We start from the raw sequence: 17,418 nt of genomic DNA, 5'->3' as shown, positions 1-17,418 counted from the left end.
CTGCGCTCTTTACGGCCCCGAAGCCGCCTCCCGGGACGAACTCCCTCGATAGCCGGTGCCGAACGCCGACTTCAACTGCTCGACACTGCGCACCAGCAAGTCCCTGAGCTCCGGCAACCATTGCGGGTCCTCGAGCACGCGCATCACCGCCGTCGCATCACCATACATCAGCTCGCGTTCCAGGGCACCGGCGCGCTGTGACAGGACCTGCGCGCCCACGGTACCGGAACTGCCCTTGATTGCGTGCAACACCGCCGCCACCGCCGGACCGTCACGGTCCTTCAGTTGCTCCGGCAGCAACGTCAGCTGTTTTTCCAACTCCGCGCCGAAGGTGTACAAGACCGTGTTGATCAACTCGATATTGCCGCCGAAGCGTCCCATGATCGAATCCCGCGCCTCAATCACCACCTCCGTCGAAGGACGCGCCGCCTGGCTCGTCATCAACGGTTGGGGCACCTCGCGCCCGGTCTGGATCCGCAGCGTCTGCACCAGTTGCTCAAGGTCGATGGGCTTGCTCACATGGTCGTTCATGCCCGCCGCGATGCAGGCGTCACGATCACTGTTGGAGGCATTGGCGGTCATCGCCAGGATCGGCAACAGGGCAAAATGCGGATGCCGGCGAATCCGCCGTGTCGCCTCCATGCCATCGATGTCCGGCATCTGGATATCCATCAGCACCGCATCGAACGGCGTCGACGCCGACAGAATCTGACTGACGCCCTCCAATCCGCCTTCCGCCAGGCTGACTTGAGCCCCCTCTCCCCTCAGCAGTTCATCGGCGACCTGGCGGTTGACGGCGTTGTCTTCCACCACCAACAGGCGCAAGCCGGCCAGGCGCCGGGGGCGGGCGGGTCCGGGCAGCGACTCGGGTAGCGACTCGTCGGTGCTGAAGGCCTGCTGGACCGCATCGGCCAACTGCCGGGGTGTCACGGGCTTGGTCAGGAACCCCACGAACGGCGCGTCGCCCTCGTGGTGCACATCCGCCAGGACTTCACGCCCGTAAGCGGTAATCATGATCACCATCGGCGGCGGCGCGGCCTGTTCCTGCAAACTGATCAGCCGGGCGGCGCTGAGGCCGTCCATGTCCGGCATGCGCCAGTCCATCAGCACCACGTCATAGGGTTCGCCGCGCATTTGCGCATTGCGCACGCCCTCGACCGCCAGCGTGCCGCCACTCACGGTGTCCGCCGTCCAGCCCAGGGAACGCACGGTCCGCAACAACAACTCGCAGGCCATGGAGTTGTCGTCAGCCACCAGCAGGCGCATCGCCGAATCGACACCCGGGCAGGACAGCCGCAAGGGGTCGCCACGGGCCGCCTCCAGGTTGATATCGAACCAGAACCGGCTGCCGCTGCCCACTTCGCTCTCGACCCGCAACTCACCGCCCATCAGGCCGACCAGCCGCTTGCAGATCACCAGCCCCAGGCCGGTGCCGCCGAAACGGCGGGTGGTCGAGGCTTCCGCCTGGGTGAAACCATCAAAGATGCGCTGCAATTGTTCGGTATTGATGCCGATGCCGGTGTCGCAGACCTCGATCCGGATCGTCACCCAGCCCTGGAAACGCTTCATCTGCCGGATGCTGACCACCACCTGGCCCTGTTGGGTGAACTTCAGGGCGTTGCCCGCCAGGTTGATCAACACCTGCTGCAAGCGCAGGCTGTCACCCACCAGGCTGCCGGGCAGGTCGGAATCGAGGTCGAACATGACTTCGACCTCCTTGCTGCCCTGGTTGCCCGCCAGCACCACCGCCAGATCACGCATCAGCGGCTCAAGCTCGAAGGGGTGCAGATCCAGTTGCAGCTTGCCGGCCTCGATCTTCGAGTAATCGAGGATGTCATTGAGCAGGACCAGCAGTGACTTGGCCGCCGTCTGGGCCTTGACCACGTAGTCGCGCTGGCGGGCATTGAGGTCGGTGTGCTGGACCAGTTGCAACATCCCCAGCACCGCGTTCATCGGCGTGCGGATCTCATGACTCATGTTGGCCAGGAAGTACGACTTGGCGGCGCTGGCGCTGTCGGCCTGGTTCTTGGCCTGGAGCAGGTGCGACTCCAGTTGGCGCTGGGTGGTGATGTCGCGGTTGATGCCGGTCACGCGCAACGCCCGCCCCTGGGCATCGCGCTCGATCTGGGCACCCGCCTGGATATAGCGGATACGACCTCCCGGCCCCAACAGACGGAAAATCGGATCATAGACGCCTTCTCCGGCAACGGCCGCCGCCAATTGCGCAGCCACCGCCTCGACGTCTTCGGGGTGGACCCGCTCATGCCAGTGCCCATAGTTCAGCCCGTTGTCCCGCAGACTCAGCGGCTGGTCGTAGAACTCGTACATCCGGTCGTTCCATTGCAACGCATTGTCCTCCAACGTCCAGGTCCAGACCCCCAGTTCGGCCACATCGGACGCCATCAACAGTTGATCGCGGATCAGCCGGGTGGCTTGCAGGCTCAGTTCCAACTGATTTTCCGCGGCCTTGCGCTGGGTGATATCGACGGCGATTCCCAGGTAGCCGGCCAACTGCCCCTCGTCGTCGCGCAAGGACGTCACCACCAGGGTGATCGGCACCTGTGAGCCGTTCTTGCGCACATAGGTCCATTCGCGGGTTTCCGATTGTTCGAACTCCGGCTTGTGGGCAAAAATCCTGAAGCCCTCGATCGCCTGCTTATACTCGGCGCTGAGCTCAAGCCCATGGTCGATGACTTCCTGCTCGACATGGAAAATCACCGGCGTGGTCTTGCCCACCACTTCCTCGGCGCGATAACCGAGCATGCGCTCGGCGCCTTCATTAAAGACGCTGATCACACCGCCCAGATCGGTGGCAATGATCGACACCTCGGAAGCCGAGCGCAGCACACTGCTGAACAGCAGATTGATCCGCCGCAGCTCCGAGGTGCGTGCCACCACCTGCTCTTCGAGGCTGGAATTGAGTTCGAGAATCCGCGCGGCGGCGGCCTTCTGCGCGGTGACATCGCGCAGAATCTTGGAGGCGCCGATTACCCGGCCGCTGGCGTCACGGATCGGCGAAACATTCACCGAGACGTGGATACGCCGACCGTCCTGACAGTGCCGCAGGGTGTCGAAGTTGGTAATGGTCTCGCCGCGGGCGATCCGGGCCAGGATCTCGACCTCCTCCGAGGCCAGCTCAGGCGGCACGATCAGCTTCACCAGCGGCTGGCCCACCGCTTCCTGCGCGGTATAACCCAAGAGGTTCTGCGCGCCCTGGTTCCAACTGGTCACCACACCTTCCAGGGTCTTGCCGATGATCGCGTCCGCCGAGCCCTCGACGATCGAGGCCAACCGCGCTTGCTCGGCAATCACCTGCAGACGTCGCTGGGAACTGACCCCGGCAATGGCGGCGAGCGCGGCCACCAGCAGGCTTGCCAGGACACCGAGGAAAAACACCACTGTCGGCGAGACCAGGTGCAGGCGCTCGGCGAACAGCGGCAGCGCCTCCAACTCGACCTGCCAGCGCCGGCCAAAGATGTCGCGCTCCAGGGTGTAGGTCATCAATCCCGCGGGCAGCACGCCCTCCTCATAGGTCGTCTGGTAGAACTGCTCCTGCGCCCCCGGCACGGTGATGTCGGTGATGCGCAGATTGACCGCCTCGCTCTCCGGCAACAAACCGCTCAGCACGTTCTCGATCAGCAAGGGCGCGTAGCCCCAACCGACCACCGCCGCCTCGCGCTCGTCCTCGGTGGCCAGCACGATGCCGTTTTTGTAGATCGGCAACAGAATCAGGAACGACTGCTCTGGCTTGCCCACCGCCTGCGCCAGGGTGATCGGCGAGGTGATGCGTGCACTCCCACTGCGCGCCGCCGCCCTGGCCGCCTCGGCCCGGTCGGACTCCGAGGCGATGTCCAGGCCGAATGCCGCCGAGTGGTCGGCGTTCGGTTCCAGGTACTGGACCACATAGAGGTCGCCTTCATGGGGGGCAAACTGCTGGATCGTGAAATTCGGTGCACCATCGGCCCGGGCATGACGCACAAAGGCATCCAGATCCTGGGGCGGTACCCGGCGGATAAATCCGAACCCACGGGCGCCGGGAAACTCCTTGGGTACGTCGCGCATCTGGCTGTAGCGGTGGAAGATCTCCCGGGTCATGCCATTCTCGCCGGCGGTGACCATCGCGCCACGGGTGCCACGAAGCCCGTACTGATACAACTGCAGCCGGGTCAACACCGACTGCACGGCGCTTTCGGCAGCGGCACCGAGTGCTTCGCGGGTCCGTTGCTCATTGTTGTTCTTCAGGATCAGGCATCCCACCACGGTCGCCAGCAGTCCTACGGCCAGGATCAGCGCAACGCGCCCACTCAGGGCATACGGGCTAGTTCGTTTCAACACTGGAGCTCCCTTGAGCAGTAGCTGTCCTGAGGACCGGGATATCGATCGTCGGCGACTGAACCCACGGCCCTCATGCCTTCCGTGGCCATGAAGACAAGAAGGTGCATATCTGGGTAAATGGGACCGGCCGACAATACAGATAGCCCTGCATGATCCGGCAGCCCTGCTCCAACAGCAGGTTGGCTTGTTGCGGGGTCTCCACGCCTTCGGCGACCAGTTCCAGGCCCAGCGCCTGTCCCAACTTGATGATCGCCTCGACAATGGCCAGGTCGCTCTTGTCGATAAGCATCTCGCGCACGAAGCTCTGGTCGATCTTCAACACATCGATGGGAAAACGCTTGAGATAAGCCAGGCTCGAATAGCCCGTGCCAAAATCGTCGATGGCCACGTGCACCCCCAGCGCCTTGAGTGCCACCAGGATTTCGCGGGCGTTATCGATGTCCCGGGCCAGGACGCCTTCGGTAATTTCCAGTTCCAGCCAGCGCGGCTCAAGACCCGAGTCGAGGAGGATGCCCTTGACCATCCCGAGGAACGACTCTTCGCGAAACTGCACCGCGCTGATGTTCACACTGACGCAGATCGGGTAGCCCAGTTCGTGGAGTTTGCAGGTGTCCTTGCAGGCCTGGAGCAGCACGTACTTGCCGATGGGGATGATCAACCCGGTTTCTTCGGCCAGCGGAATGAAGTCCGCCGGCGAGACCAGGTTGCCGTCGCTGTTGCGCCAGCGGATCAGCGCCTCCATGCCGACCACGCGTTGGTCCCGGGCATCGACCTTGGCCTGGTAGAACACCTCGAACACCCCGTCCTCGATGGCCGCACGCATGTGCCGTTCAAGCAGGTGGCGGGCGCGCATGCCGCTTTCGATCCCAGGGGAGAAAAACAGGTAGCGGTTACGCCCCGCCTGCTTGGCCTGGTACATCGCAGCGTCGGCATGCCGGTAGAGCGACTCGAGGTCGTCGCTGTCTTCCGGGAACACGCCGATGCCGATGCTGGCGCTCAGGTCGTAGCGGGTGCCCTGGAGCGAAAACGGGCTGGAAATGGCCGTCAGCACCTGCTCGGCAAAATCGCCCACCGCCTCGAAACCTTCCACCTCCGAGAGCAGGATGATGAACTCATCGCCGCCTTGGCGACTGAGGGTATCCATGCCGCGCAGGAGCATCGACAGGCGTGTCGCCACATATTTGAGCATCTGGTCGCCGACCGAATGCCCCATGGAATCGTTGATGGCCTTGAAATTGTCCAGGTCCAGCAACAGCATCGCCAACCGCCCATGATCGCGCCGGGCCATTTTCAGGGCCTGCTCGGCACGATCCTGCAACAGCATGCGGTTGGGCAAACCGGTCAGGGCGTCATGGTTGGCCAGGCGCTTGGCTTCGTTGCGCAGGGTGATGTGGGCGTTGATATGGGCCCTGGCCACCGGGATATTCAGGGGTTTCTGGATAAAGTCGATGCCGCCGTAGCCCAGGGCCTGGAGCTCGTAGTCGGCCTGGGCATGGGAGGTGACGAAAATCACCGCCGCATCGGACAGCTTGGGATCGGCCTTGAGCGCCTTGCAGACCTCGAAGCCGTTCATGCCGGGCATCTCGATATCGAGCAGGACCACATCGGGACGGCATTGGCGTGCCACGCGCAGAGCCTCTTCGCCGCTGGTGGCGACATGCACCTGTGCCAGATCCCGTACCGACTCGCGGAGGATCAGCGCATCCGTTGCCTGGTCGTCAACAATCAGGACGACTGGAGCGGGGCTAAATGTGGACTCGCGCATTCCTTGCTCCCAGGCAATTCCTTTGTAATTCACGACCAAAGAGCGCTGACGTGGCACCGCCCCTCCCTTCCTCGTCAACCGTCAATCGTTCAAGGCGTTGAAAGGGAGCGCAGACGTCTATTGGTTATAGCTGACGCAAGGCACATAGCCACCCCGCCGAAGCTTCTTCGATAGCGCATAGCTCGAACGGTAGATGGAACCGTCAGCGCGATTCGCCCAGCAACCCCAGCTCCTGCGCCCTCGCCACGGCCTGGGTGCGCCGCTCGACCCCCAGCTTGCTGTTAATATGACTGGCGTGGGTTTTCACCGTATGCAGGGAAATGAATAACTGGTCGCTGATCTCCTGGTTCGAACAGCCCTGGGCAATCAAGTGCAGGACCGCCAGCTCCCGGGTACTCAGACTGTCGATGGGCTGCGCCAGTTCACTCGCCTCGCGCCCGACCTGGGCCGGCACCAGCGCCAGCAGGCTTTGCCGCAGCGAGGTGTCGGGGCCGAGCAGCAGTTGCTCGCGCATCCACTCCGGATGTGCCTTCGCCAGGGCATGGAACGGCAGCAATGCCCCACCCGTGGTGGCCTCCACCGCGTGGGCGAACAACGGTCGGGCTTCGGCCTCTCCGGCTGTCGCCAGCAACACCAGCACCCACTGGTTCCAGGCCATCACGCTAAGCAGTTGGCCACCACTGGCCTGGCCCTGCTCCACCAGTTTCGCCAGCCGTTGCTGCGCGGCGACGGGCTTGCCACGCAAGGCTTCGAGCAGGGCCTGTTGCAACTGGATATGCAGGGGTAATTGCAGGTGGAACTCCGGCGGCGCCGCCGGCTGATCACCGTTGTAGGTCTGTTCCAGCCGGCCCAGCCAGGCTTCGGCCAGGTCGATACGGCCCTGGGCCAGCCACAGCTGGCACTTCATCAAGGTGATCATTGCCAGGTAGTAGATCGGCGGCACATCCCAGATATGCATCAAGCGCTCGGCCTCGGCCAGCTCGGCAAAGGCCTTGGCGAACTCGCCGTTGCGCCCGTCCTGGCTGGCAATCACGCAATGCCCGACCAACACGCTGATATCCCGGCAGGCCCGCGCCTCGTGCAGGCCGGCGAGCAGGCGAATCCGCCCGGCTTCGGGTTGCAGGCGCAGGGTCAGCAGGTAACCCTCGTACAACGTCAGCCGGGCGCGCGCGGCGTACAGCCGCTGGGCAGGCAAACCCTCCAGGCGCTGCAAACCCTGGCGAACTTCATCCAGCGCGCGCAGCACCTCGCCACGGGCCTGGAGCACTCGCGCCCGGTCGTAATGAGCCAAGGCCTCGAACAAGGGGTTGCCGACCCGTTGGGCCAGTTCCAGGGATTCGCGATTCAGGCCGCGGGCGCGCCACAGGTCGCCGTCGGCAATCGCCAGGTTGGACAGGGTCGACAGACACACCAGGCGCTGGCCATAACGCTTGTGTGGCAGGCTGAGCAAGGCTTCGCTGCAATAGGCCTGGGTCTTCTGGCGATCGCCACGGCCACGGGCAATGATCCCGCTCAGGGCCAGCCATTGTGCGAGCATGGATTTCTGCGCCGTGGCCGAGGGCGCCGGAAGGAAACGGCTCAGGTGGCTGGCCAGCTCTTCGGCGGCATCCAGCTGGCAGGCCAGCCCCAGCGCCCAGGCGTAGAGCACGATCAACCGTGGCGTGCTGACCAGCAGGCGATCGGGCAAGTCGGTTTTCCAGCGCAGCAGCATGCCGACGTTCTGCTCGGCCAGCAGTTGCTCTTCGGAGAGGTTCTGCACCAGGTTGGCCGCCACATCCAGATGCCCGGCCCGCAACGCCTGCTCCACCGCTTCATCGAGCAGGCACTGGCTGCTGAACCAGCGGCAGGCACGCAGGTGCAGGCTGGCGGCGGGAACCAGGGTATTGCCCGGCGGACGGCTGCGCAGCAGATCGGAAAACAGGTGGTGATAACGGAACCAGTGGCCGTGCTCGTCCAGTGGCACGAGGAACACCTGGTGCGATTGCAGGTAGCTGAGAATCTGCGCGCTGTCGTGGGACTCGCGAATGGCATCGCACAATTCGCTGCAAAAACGCTCCTGGGGGGCAATGTCGTAGAGAAAGGCCTGGACCTCGGGCGGCAGGCAGTCAATCACCTCCTCCAGCAGGTAGTCACGAATCAGCCCGGTGCCACCTTGCAGGACCTGGGGCAGCGCCATGTCGCTGCTGGCCTGGGCCGCGGCCAGCAGCCAGAAGCGCAAACCGGCTACCCAGCCCTCGCTGCGCTCGATCAGGGTGTCCAGGGCCTCGCCCCGCAAGGAACTGCTGTGACGCGCGAACAGGTCCAGGGATTCGTCGTGGGTCAGGCGCAGGTCCTGCTCGTTCAGCTCCAGCAATTGCCGTGACAAGCGCAGGCGTGCCAGATGCCACTCAGGCCGCTGCCGACTGGTGACCATCACCAGCAAACCGGCGGGCAGGTGGTTGAGGAAAAACTGCAGGCAACGATCCAGCACCGGGCCCTGGGCCAGATGGTAGTCATCGAGTACCAGCAACAGCGGCGTGGTGATGGACAGGCGCAACGCCAGTTCGTCGAGCAGGCCGTCCAGCCACTCTTCGAACGCGAAAGGCTGATGGCGCTGGCGCATTTTCAGCAGGCCCAAGGCCTGGCTACCCAGGCCCGGGAAGTAATCTTGCAGACCGTCGAGCAGGCGTTCGAGAAAACGTCCCGGATCGTTGTCCCGCGGACTGAGCCCCAGCCAAAGGCTTTGCCAGTGCAACGGCAGGCCCTGGCAGAACTCCACCGCCAACGAGCTCTTGCCGAAACCGGCCGGGGCACTGACCAGCAACAGACGGCCATGCAAACCGGCGCCGAGGCGTTCGCACAGACGGGGTCGCAACACATAGCCGTCCGGCAGTGGCGGACGGTAGAAACGTCCTTCCAAGGCAGGTATGGCCGGGCCCACGGGACCTTGCATACGGGACAGATCAGTCATGGCCGGCTCTTGTTGAAGGGCTGTTATCGGCAGGCAGCTGTCCGCAGACTAGCGGTAAAAAGCGCCGTAATGAAGGCTTATTGTCTTAATTTTGTCGAAAAGCATCGAATTTGAAATATTTAGCCACACATCTCCCGCAGGCAAAAAAACGCCCCGAACCGGCCGGGGCGTTTCAACGCAGGATGCGCCTGCGCTTGCAACGGGGTTGCCTGTGGAGCGCTGTCAGCGAACGCCGTCCTGGCGCAGGGCAGCCGGGGTGAAATCGCTGGTGGTGGCGGTGAAACCGAAGTCATACGCCTGCTTCTCTTCGTTCTTCATGCCCAGCGCCAGGTAACGGCCGGACTGCAGATCGTAGAGGGTTTCCAGGGCGTACCACGGCACCTGCTTGTCGTAGTAGTTCTCGGCATGGGCCTCGGCGACACGCCAGAGTTGGCCGCGACCGTCGTAGTGGTCGATCACCGCCGCCTGCCAGGTGTCTTCATCGATATAGAAGTCCCGCTTGGCATAGATGTGGCGCTGGCCTTCCTTCAAGGTCGCGACCACATGCCAGACGCGGCGCAGCTCGTAACGCGCCAGGTCCTGGTTGATGTGGCCGGCCTTGATGATGTCGGCGTACTTGAGCTGCGGCGAGTCGAGCCGGTAGCTGTCGGAGGCGATATACATTTCTTTCTTGCCTTCAAGCTTCCAGTCGTAGCGGTCCGGCGCGCCGTTGTACATGTCCAGGTTGTCGGAGGTGCGCAGGCCGTCGGCGGCGGTACCCGGGCCGTCATAAGAGACTTGCGGGGCACGCCGCACCCGGCGCTGACCGGCGTTGTAGACCCAGGCCGAACGCGGTTCCTTGACCTGGTCGAGGGTTTCGTGGACCAGCAGCACGCCGCCGGCCAGGCGCGCCGGCGCGGTCACTTTCTGCTTGAAGTAGAAGAGGATATTGCCGGGGTTGGCCGGGTCGTAGTCCTTCATCTTGTCGCGGAAGACGAACTGGTCCTGGAAGTACACCAGGCTGTACGAGCCGTTGGCCTGGGGCGTGGCCTGGGTTACCAGGCGGGTCACGCTGCCGCCGCGATAGCGGGTGATGTGGTTCCAGATCACTTCCACGCCACTTTTCGGGATCGGGAACGGCACGGCGGTCTTGAAGTTCTCCAGGCCATTGCCACCACTGACCAGATTGGTCTTGGTGGCGTTTTCCTTGATCGCGGCAAACACGTCATCCGGCACGGTGGCACCGCGATGGGACGGGTAGACCGGCATCTTGAAGGTCTCCGGGTAACGCTTGAACATCGCGTATTGCCCTGGGGCCAGTTGGTCCTTGTACTGCTCGACGTTCTGCGCGGTGATGATGAACAGCGGTTTTTCACTGGCGTAGGGATCGGAAAGGAAACCCTTGCTGTCGACCGTGCCGATGTTCTTCGCCATCGGCGTCCAGGCCGGAATGGTGCCGGCGGCATTGCCGGCCTTTTCCGCGCCCATCGGGGTCAGGCTCGTGCCCAGTTTCGCCGCTTCATCGGCGGACACCGCGGCCATTACACCGCTGGCCAGCAACGACAACCCCAGCACACCGACCTGAAGCAGATTCTTGGTGATTTTCATCTTGTTGTTCTTCCTGAAGTGCAAGGGTCTTAGAAGTTCATGCCAACGCTCAGCGCCACGAAGTCACGGTCATCCACCGTGCTGTAGTCGCCGCCGAAGAAGTTGGTGTAGTTCAGGCTCGCGGTGTAGGTGTTCTGGTACTCGGCGTCGAGGCCCAGGCTGACGGCCTTGCGACCCTGCTCGAAGTTGCCGCCAGGGCCCGGCGAGTAACCTTTCACGTCATGGGACCAGGCCACGTTGGGCTTGAGGTTCACCCCGGCGAAGACATCCGGGTATTCCCAGATGGCCCGGGCGCGATAGCCCCAGGATGTCGCGGTGGTGAAGCCGTCGTTGTTGCAGTTGCTGCTGCGGTTGCTGGCATCCGCGCCAGGACCCGCACCGGCAATCGTGCTGCCATTGAGGGTTGGGCAAAAACCGTTGGGCAAGGTGCCCGGCCCATAGACCGGGTCGCGGCCGTAGCGCACCTTGTCGCGGCTTTCCAACCCGCCCACATAGGTGAGCCCCGCTTCACCGACGAGGGTCAGGCGACTGGCGCCCATGACCTGATCGAAGAAATGCGTGAAGGTGGTCTGGAGCTGGGTGATTTCCTTGCGGTTGTAGCCGTTGATCGTCTGGCCCGGCGAGCCCTTGATGATCGAGGCATTGCCCAGGCCGGGCAGCGGCGTGACACCGGCATACAGGATATCGGTGGAGCTGATCTGCACCGGCGCATTCGGCCGGTAGCTCAATTCACCGCTCCAGGCGGTACCGGTGGGCAAGGTGGTGGAGAAGCTCAAGCCATACAGGCGAATGTTATCCGGGTACTCCATGAAGTAGCTGGAGTTGCCGGCCACCACCAGGGGAGCCGCGGTGCCGAGGAATGGCGCCGTATTGAAAACAGCCTGGGAGGCGCCCTTGGCACTGAAGATCGGCGCGCGGCTGTGGTAGTTCATGAAATAGGCACCGAACTCGGTGTCCAGCGGCTCGAAGTTGTAATGCATGGCAAAGCCGAACTGGCCGCCACTGCTGGGGTCCTGGTCGGGTGTGCGTCGAACCAGGACACCCTCGCCATTGATATCGACACCCAAGGGTCGTAACCCTGCTTGCTGAGCCGCGCTGAGGGTGGCGCTCGAGTTCAATACCCGCAGATTGTTGTTACAACCATGGGAGACAATGTCCGACTGCGAGAAGAACGTGCCGCAGTTGTCGGTCACCGTCGAATCCCAGCCGATCTGGTAGAAGCCTTCCGCCGAAAGGTTATCGGTGAGGCTCTGGTTCATATAGAACATGTTGACCGGAATCAGGCCTTCCTTGATCTCGGCCCCCGGACGACGGAACGCGGACACGTCGATCGGATTGATGGCGTTGATACCGCCACCGATAAAGGTACTTTCACCCCAGCTCACCACCTGCTTGCCCAGGCGCACCGTGCCCGGCAGGTCGGCAATGCTGTAGTTGTGGTAGACGAAGGCATCGAGGAACTCGGCGCCGGAAGAGCGGGCACCTTGCTGGCGGCCGTCGTTGCTGACGTTCTTGAAGTCGAGGTCCTGGTTCTGCAAGGCAAAGTCGTACCAGTACTTGCCGCGCACGAACACACCGGTATCGCCGTACTTCAATTCGAGGTCATGCACGCCCTTGAAGATCTTCGAAAAGGTCTCCCCGGCCTTGAAGTTCTGCCGCCCGTCATCGGAGGTCTGCGACAAGCCCGAACCCCCATTGTTGACGCCGATCAGGTTCTTGTCGGGATTCTGCGTCGACCAACTGGCTCCCAGCGACAGGGAGGAGTCGAAGCTGCCCTCGATTTCACCGACATTAAAACTGACACCAAAGGCGGGACCGGCGAGCGTAGAAGCGAGGCTGACGGCCAAGGGCAGTTTCGCCCGGCGCCAGAACGGGTTTAACGCGATCATCGACATACTCCATGTGCTTTATTGTTTTGGCAGTGAGTACCTCCAGGAACGCCTCGGACGAAAGGGCAGCAGACGCTCCCATCCATCGCCCGAAGTGGCAGTTCGGCGCATCGCCGGCCTGCCCCACTCCTGAAAATCCGTCAGCGGACTATAGCCAGCAGGTAGTACCGCTTGATCCCTCTAAAGTGTGATTTGCACCCAGAGGCCACTTTCCAAACAAAGGTTTGCCAAGCCAGTGAAAACCGGCGGGCGAGAATGACTGAAAATTCGAATTCGGCAAGCCAAGCGCTTGCTTGGTGGGGCTGCCACGCCCTTTCGGGCGTGGTGGGGACACCTCAGAGGGTCGAGAGGAAACTGCTGTTGCTGGCCTGCCACTGGACGATATCGATGCGGATACGCTTCTTGTCCAGTTTGCCGACGCTGGTCTTGGGAATTTCCGTAACAAGGGCGATCTGGCTCGGGATTGCCCACTTGCTCAAGTGACCCTGTTCGACGAAGGGCTTGAGGTGCTCCTTGAGTTCCCGGGCCCCCAGCTCATGGCCTTCGCGCAAGACCAGCAGGGCAAACGGACGCTCGCCCCATTGCGGATCGGCAATGCCCACCACTGCTACTTCACGTACCGACGGATGGCGGCTGACCAGGTCTTCCAGGGCCAGGGAGGAGATCCATTCGCCGCCGGTCTTGATCACGTCCTTGATCCGGTCGCGGATGTCGATCACCCCGAGGCTGTCGAGGGTCGCCACGTCGCCGGTGTGCAGCCAACCGCCCGCCCAGAGCTCCGCGCCCTTCTGCGGTTCGTTGTAATAACCCTCGGTCAACCATGGCGCACGCAGCACCAGTTCGCCCTGGGTCTCGCCGTCCGCCGGGAGGAAGTTGCCGTCCTCGTCGACAATCGCCGCATCCACCAACGGCCCGGGCACGCCGGCCTTGATCCGGTAGGTGGTGCGCTCGTCCTCGCTGCCGGCCATCAACTCTTCGTTGAGGTGGGCACAGGACACCAGCGGGCCGGTCTCCGACATGCCATAGGCGGCGGTCAGTTGAATGCCCTTGCTCTTGGCGGTCTCATACAGCGTGCGGTTCAACGCACTGCCGCCGATGACCATCTTCCAACCCTTGAAGTCTGTACCCTGGGCCGCCTTGGCGTTGAGCACCATCTGCAGGATGGTTGGCACGCAGTGGGAGAAGGTGACCTTTTCCTTGCGCCACAGCTCCACCAGCAGCTCCGGCTCGTAGCGACCGGGATAAACCTGCTTGAGCCCGAGCATGGTTGCCACATAGGGCAGGCCCCAGGCGTGCACGTGGAACATCGGGGTGATGGGCATGTACACGTCGTTGGTGCCCAGCAGGCGCACACTGTCGACGCTGCCCATGATGGTCGCCACACCCATGGTGTGCAGCACTAACTGGCGATGGGTGAAATACACGCCTTTCGGGTTGCCGGTGGTCCCGGTGGTGTAGAAGGTGGTGGCGACCGAGTTCTCGTCGAAATCCGCGAAGTCGTAGACCGGGCTCGCCGCCGCCAGCAGTTGCTCGTATTCGCCCACCAGCCCCGGCAAATCGGCGCTTTTGTCCTCGGCGTCGGTCAGCAGCAGGGTCTTTTCCACCGTGGTCAGTTGCCCGGCGATCGCCTGGTACAAGCCGACGAACTCGCTGTTGACCAGCACGAAGCGGTCCTCGGCGTGGTTCATGGTGTAGAGGATCTGCTCGGGCGAGAGGCGCACGTTGATGGTGTGGATCACCGCGCCGATCATCGGAATGGCGAACATGCACTCCAGGTAGCGATGGCTGTCCCAGTCCATCACCGCGACGGTATCGCCGGCCTTGACCCCCGCCGCCGTGAGCACGTTGGCCAGCCGGGCGATCCGCTCGCTCAAGGTCGGGTAATTGTAGCGCAGCTTGTCGCGATAGACGATCTCGCGGGTTTTCTCGTAGCGGCTGCCGGACATCAGCAAGCGCTTGATCAACAGGGGGTATTGATAAGCCCCTTCGGCGGGCGGAATGATACGAGTCTGCAACATGGAGCTTCCTTGGTCTGTCTGCACGGTCGGGTCGAGGCTAAAGATATGCACTCTAGAGCCGTCGCGCACTCACTAAATCACCCAAAGGAATGATTTGCAGACGAACGTGAGTCTTAGTCGCCTGTGTGGCTAGTTCTGTTAGTCAACTTCGGCGCCATCAAGCCTCAGGCCGGCTGCCCCGCCGGCTGCTGGGCCGGGGTGCGCGGGAACACCAGCGCGGCGACAAAGGTCAGCGTGGCAAAGCCCGCGAGGATCAGGTACAGACCGGCAAAACCCTGGCGCGGCTCGACAAAGGCGATCAACGGAATGGCCGTCGCGCTGGCCCCGAACGACAGGCAGTAACGCAAGGCAAAGACCCGGGATTGCCACTGTGGCGCGACAAAATTGGCGACCATCGCGTCATTCACCGTCACCTGGCCGAACACCACGAACATCAACGCCGCGCCCAAGACCATGACCGACAGGCCGTCGACGTAGGCCAGGCCCAACAACAACGGCGCCTGGCACAGGGTCAGCACCACGAAAGGCCACTTCAGGCTCATGCGGTCGAGCATCCGCCCGATGCTCAACTGCGCCACCGCACCAAAGGCGTAGGCCAGGCTGACGATCACACCGAGCAACTGCGGCGAGGCGAGCCATTCATGCAAGCGCTCCTGGAACAGCTTCGGGTAGGTCATGGTGGTGGCGTTGAACACCACCCCGCCGGTGGCCGTCACCAGCGCCAGCACGCTGAACACCATGATCATGGAGATCTGCTGGCCGCTGGCGTTGCGCAGTTTCACATGGGGCTGCTGCGGGATCGGTTCTTCGCGCACCTGCAAGGCGAACAGCACCCCGAGCACAATCGACACCGCTCCCGGCAGGATAAACGCCGAGCGCCAGCCGAACTGCGCCACCAGAAAGCCGGTGACCAGCGCCGAAAATGCCACGCCAAGGTTGCCCCACATGCCGTTGACGCCGATTTCACGCCCGCGGTTCTGCGCATAGCTGACCAGCATCGCCGTGCCCACCGGGTGATAGATCGCAGCGAAAACGCCGACCAGGGTCAGTCCCAGGGTCAACATCGGCGCGCTGCTGCTCAGGCCGGTAAAAATCGAGGCGCCGCCGATCCCGAAGAAGAACAAAAGCATCATGCTCCGCCGACTCCAGTGATCCCCCAGCCAGCCAGCCGGCAGCGAGCAGGCGCCGAAGGCAATGAAGCCACCCAGGGACAGGCCGATCATCTGCGCGAAGTCGAGGCCGAAGGCCTGGCCCATGCCGAGTACGGCGGCGGGGAAAATCAGCATGAACATGTGGTCGATCACATGGGCGGCATTGATGTAGCGAATTACGTTTCGGGGTTGGTTCATCGCGGCACACACGTCAGGATTGTTATCGGTCCGTTATGCTAAGTTGGCGACAAAATGCATTTCTGCCAACAAACTCATCAAACCAGACAGACTCGTGAAATCGGACATGTTAATCAGCCATTTCCTGCACGGACCGATCAGCGCCTACCTCCGTGATTACGTCGATGGCGCGCATCAGGAGCTGCACGTCCATCAGGAAGCGCAGTTGCTCTATGCCGTGTGTGGGGTCATGCGCCTGGTCACCGCCAAAGGCGCGTGGATCATCCCGCCGACCCGTGCCGTATGGATTCCGCCCTGGGTCGAGCATGAGATTTTCATGAGCGGCGCGGTGCGCATGCGGTCGTTATTTGTCGCCGCCGAATATTCGCCGGCCAACCTGCAGAGTTGCTGTGTGCTGGCGGTGACGCCCTTGCTGCGGGAATTGATCGTGCGCGCGGTGCAAGGGCCGGAACAGGCGCAAAACCCGCTGATCCAGCAACTGATGCTGGAGGAGCTGGCCGCCCTGGAGAACCTCCCGCTGCACATCCCGATGCCGACGGACCGGCGCCTGCAACGGATCTGCCTGGCCTTGCTGGCAACCCCGGATCACCCCAATAGCCTGGAGGACTGGGCCCAACAGGTCGGCGCCAGTACCCGGACCCTGGCGCGCTTGTTCCAGCAGCAAGTGCAGATGAACTTCAATGCCTGGCGCCAGCAGCTACGCCTGATGGAGGCCTTGCCACGCCTGATCGCCGGGGACAGCGTGCAGCACGTGGCCAAGGTGTTGGGCTATGGCAGCGCCCGGGCCTTCAGTTCGATGTTTCGCCGCCTGCTCGGGGACAACCCGCGGGACTACCTGAATGCCTTGAATCAGTTCAGTGCCATCAATGCATCTCGGTGAACGCCAGCTTCACCCCGATGGCAATCAGCACCGCGCCCATGGTCCGGTCGAACCAGTGGCCCATGCGGGCGAAACCGGCGCGCACACGCTCCTGGCTGAACAGCATAGCGACCAGGCAGAACCATAGCGCCGTGGCCAGCGCCAGGTAAACGCCGTAGCCGGCCTGGACCAGCAAGGGCGTGTGCGGGCTGATCACCACGGTGAACAGCGAGAGGAAAAACAGCGTGGCCTTGGGGTTCAGGCCGTTGGTCACGAAACCTGCGGTGAAGGCGCCGCGAGCGGTGCGCTCGCCCACCTGCAAGGCCAGGTCGTCGGTCGCAGGTGCCGCCGGCTTGGCACGGATGGCCTTGAAGCCGATGTACAGCAAGTACGCCGCCGCCAGCCATTTCAAGGCATTGAACAGCACGATCGATTGCGACACGATCAGTCCGATACCCAGCAGCGAGTAGCCCACGTGCAGGAAAATCGCCGTACCGACGCCCAGCGCGGTCCAGGTGCCGGCACGTCGACCATGGGTCACGCTCTCGCGCACCACCACGGCAAAGTCCGGGCCGGGACTGGCCACCGCCAGCAGGTGAATCAAGGCAACGGTCAGGAATTCCGTCAGGTAGATGGACACGGTGATGGGCTCCTCAGTAACTGAAT

The 17,418-nt window shown here is 62.9% G+C and carries 9 protein-coding genes; 1 reads left to right on the top strand and 8 read right to left on the bottom strand.

The window, feature by feature from the left end; genetic code table 11:
• Positions 1-9: 9 nt before the first annotated feature.
• The 7 genes from HX866_RS18195 to HX866_RS18165 all read right to left on the bottom strand — a co-directional run bounded on the left by HX866_RS18195 (position 10) and on the right by HX866_RS18165 (position 15,893).
• Complete coding sequence (locus HX866_RS18195) at positions 10-4,335, bottom strand: CHASE domain-containing protein (protein WP_442604698.1); 4,326 nt, start codon at positions 4,333-4,335, stop codon at positions 10-12.
• Between the two features lie 70 nt (positions 4,336-4,405).
• The gene (locus tag HX866_RS18190; RefSeq protein ID WP_177096206.1) at positions 4,406-6,100 is read right to left on the bottom strand and encodes a putative bifunctional diguanylate cyclase/phosphodiesterase; all 1,695 of its coding nucleotides are present in this window, start codon (positions 6,098-6,100) and stop codon (positions 4,406-4,408) included.
• A gap of 202 nt (positions 6,101-6,302) precedes the next feature.
• Entirely contained in the window at positions 6,303-9,050 is a 2,748-nt protein-coding gene (locus HX866_RS18185; protein ID WP_177140192.1) for a LuxR C-terminal-related transcriptional regulator, read from the bottom strand.
• 222 nt (positions 9,051-9,272) lie between these two features.
• Complete coding sequence (locus tag HX866_RS18180) at positions 9,273-10,637, bottom strand: DUF1329 domain-containing protein (protein ID WP_177103565.1); 1,365 nt, start codon at positions 10,635-10,637, stop codon at positions 9,273-9,275.
• A gap of 29 nt (positions 10,638-10,666) precedes the next feature.
• Complete coding sequence (locus HX866_RS18175) at positions 10,667-12,526, bottom strand: DUF1302 domain-containing protein (protein WP_177096200.1); 1,860 nt, start codon at positions 12,524-12,526, stop codon at positions 10,667-10,669.
• Positions 12,527-12,861: 335 nt separating this feature from the next.
• Positions 12,862-14,544, bottom strand: coding sequence for a fatty acid--CoA ligase (locus HX866_RS18170; RefSeq protein WP_177096198.1), 1,683 nt, complete (start codon positions 14,542-14,544; stop codon positions 12,862-12,864).
• Between the two features lie 164 nt (positions 14,545-14,708).
• Positions 14,709-15,893 (bottom strand): MFS transporter, encoded by a 1,185-nt coding sequence (locus tag HX866_RS18165; RefSeq protein WP_177096196.1) that lies wholly within the window; start codon positions 15,891-15,893, stop codon positions 14,709-14,711.
• A gap of 106 nt (positions 15,894-15,999) precedes the next feature.
• On the opposite strand from HX866_RS18165, the gene HX866_RS18160 reads away from it, so the two are divergent.
• Entirely contained in the window at positions 16,000-16,773 is a 774-nt protein-coding gene (locus HX866_RS18160; protein ID WP_177124199.1) for an AraC family transcriptional regulator, read from the top strand.
• Here HX866_RS18160 and HX866_RS18155 read toward each other — a convergent pair.
• Positions 16,757-17,386, bottom strand: a complete 630-nt coding sequence (locus tag HX866_RS18155; protein ID WP_177096937.1) for a LysE family translocator — start codon at positions 17,384-17,386, stop codon at positions 16,757-16,759. The two genes, HX866_RS18160 and HX866_RS18155, sit on opposite strands and share 17 nt — an antisense overlap.
• Positions 17,387-17,418: the final 32 nt, after the last annotated feature.

This window comes from Pseudomonas gingeri (genome assembly GCF_013386165.1).
GTDB lineage: Bacteria > Pseudomonadota > Gammaproteobacteria > Pseudomonadales > Pseudomonadaceae > Aquipseudomonas > Aquipseudomonas gingeri_C.
Note: the sequence above shows the minus strand (reverse complement) of the source record. Positions and strands in the feature narration are given on the sequence as shown.

Excerpts from the sequence above, each read along its gene's own strand:
- HX866_RS18175 (WP_177096200.1), bottom strand. The coding sequence starts at position 12,526 with ATGATCGCGTTAAACCCGTTCTGGCGCCGGGCGAAACTGCCCTTGGCC.
- HX866_RS18185 (WP_177140192.1), bottom strand. The coding sequence starts at position 9,050 with ATGACTGATCTGTCCCGTATGCAAGGTCCCGTGGGCCCGGCCATACCT.
- HX866_RS18180 (WP_177103565.1), bottom strand. The coding sequence starts at position 10,637 with ATGAAAATCACCAAGAATCTGCTTCAGGTCGGTGTGCTGGGGTTGTCG.
- HX866_RS18170 (WP_177096198.1), bottom strand. The coding sequence starts at position 14,544 with ATGTTGCAGACTCGTATCATTCCGCCCGCCGAAGGGGCTTATCAATAC.
- HX866_RS18165 (WP_177096196.1), bottom strand. The coding sequence starts at position 15,893 with ATGAACCAACCCCGAAACGTAATTCGCTACATCAATGCCGCCCATGTG.
- HX866_RS18160 (WP_177124199.1), top strand. The coding sequence starts at position 16,000 with ATGTTAATCAGCCATTTCCTGCACGGACCGATCAGCGCCTACCTCCGT.
- HX866_RS18190 (WP_177096206.1), bottom strand. The coding sequence starts at position 6,100 with ATGCGCGAGTCCACATTTAGCCCCGCTCCAGTCGTCCTGATTGTTGAC.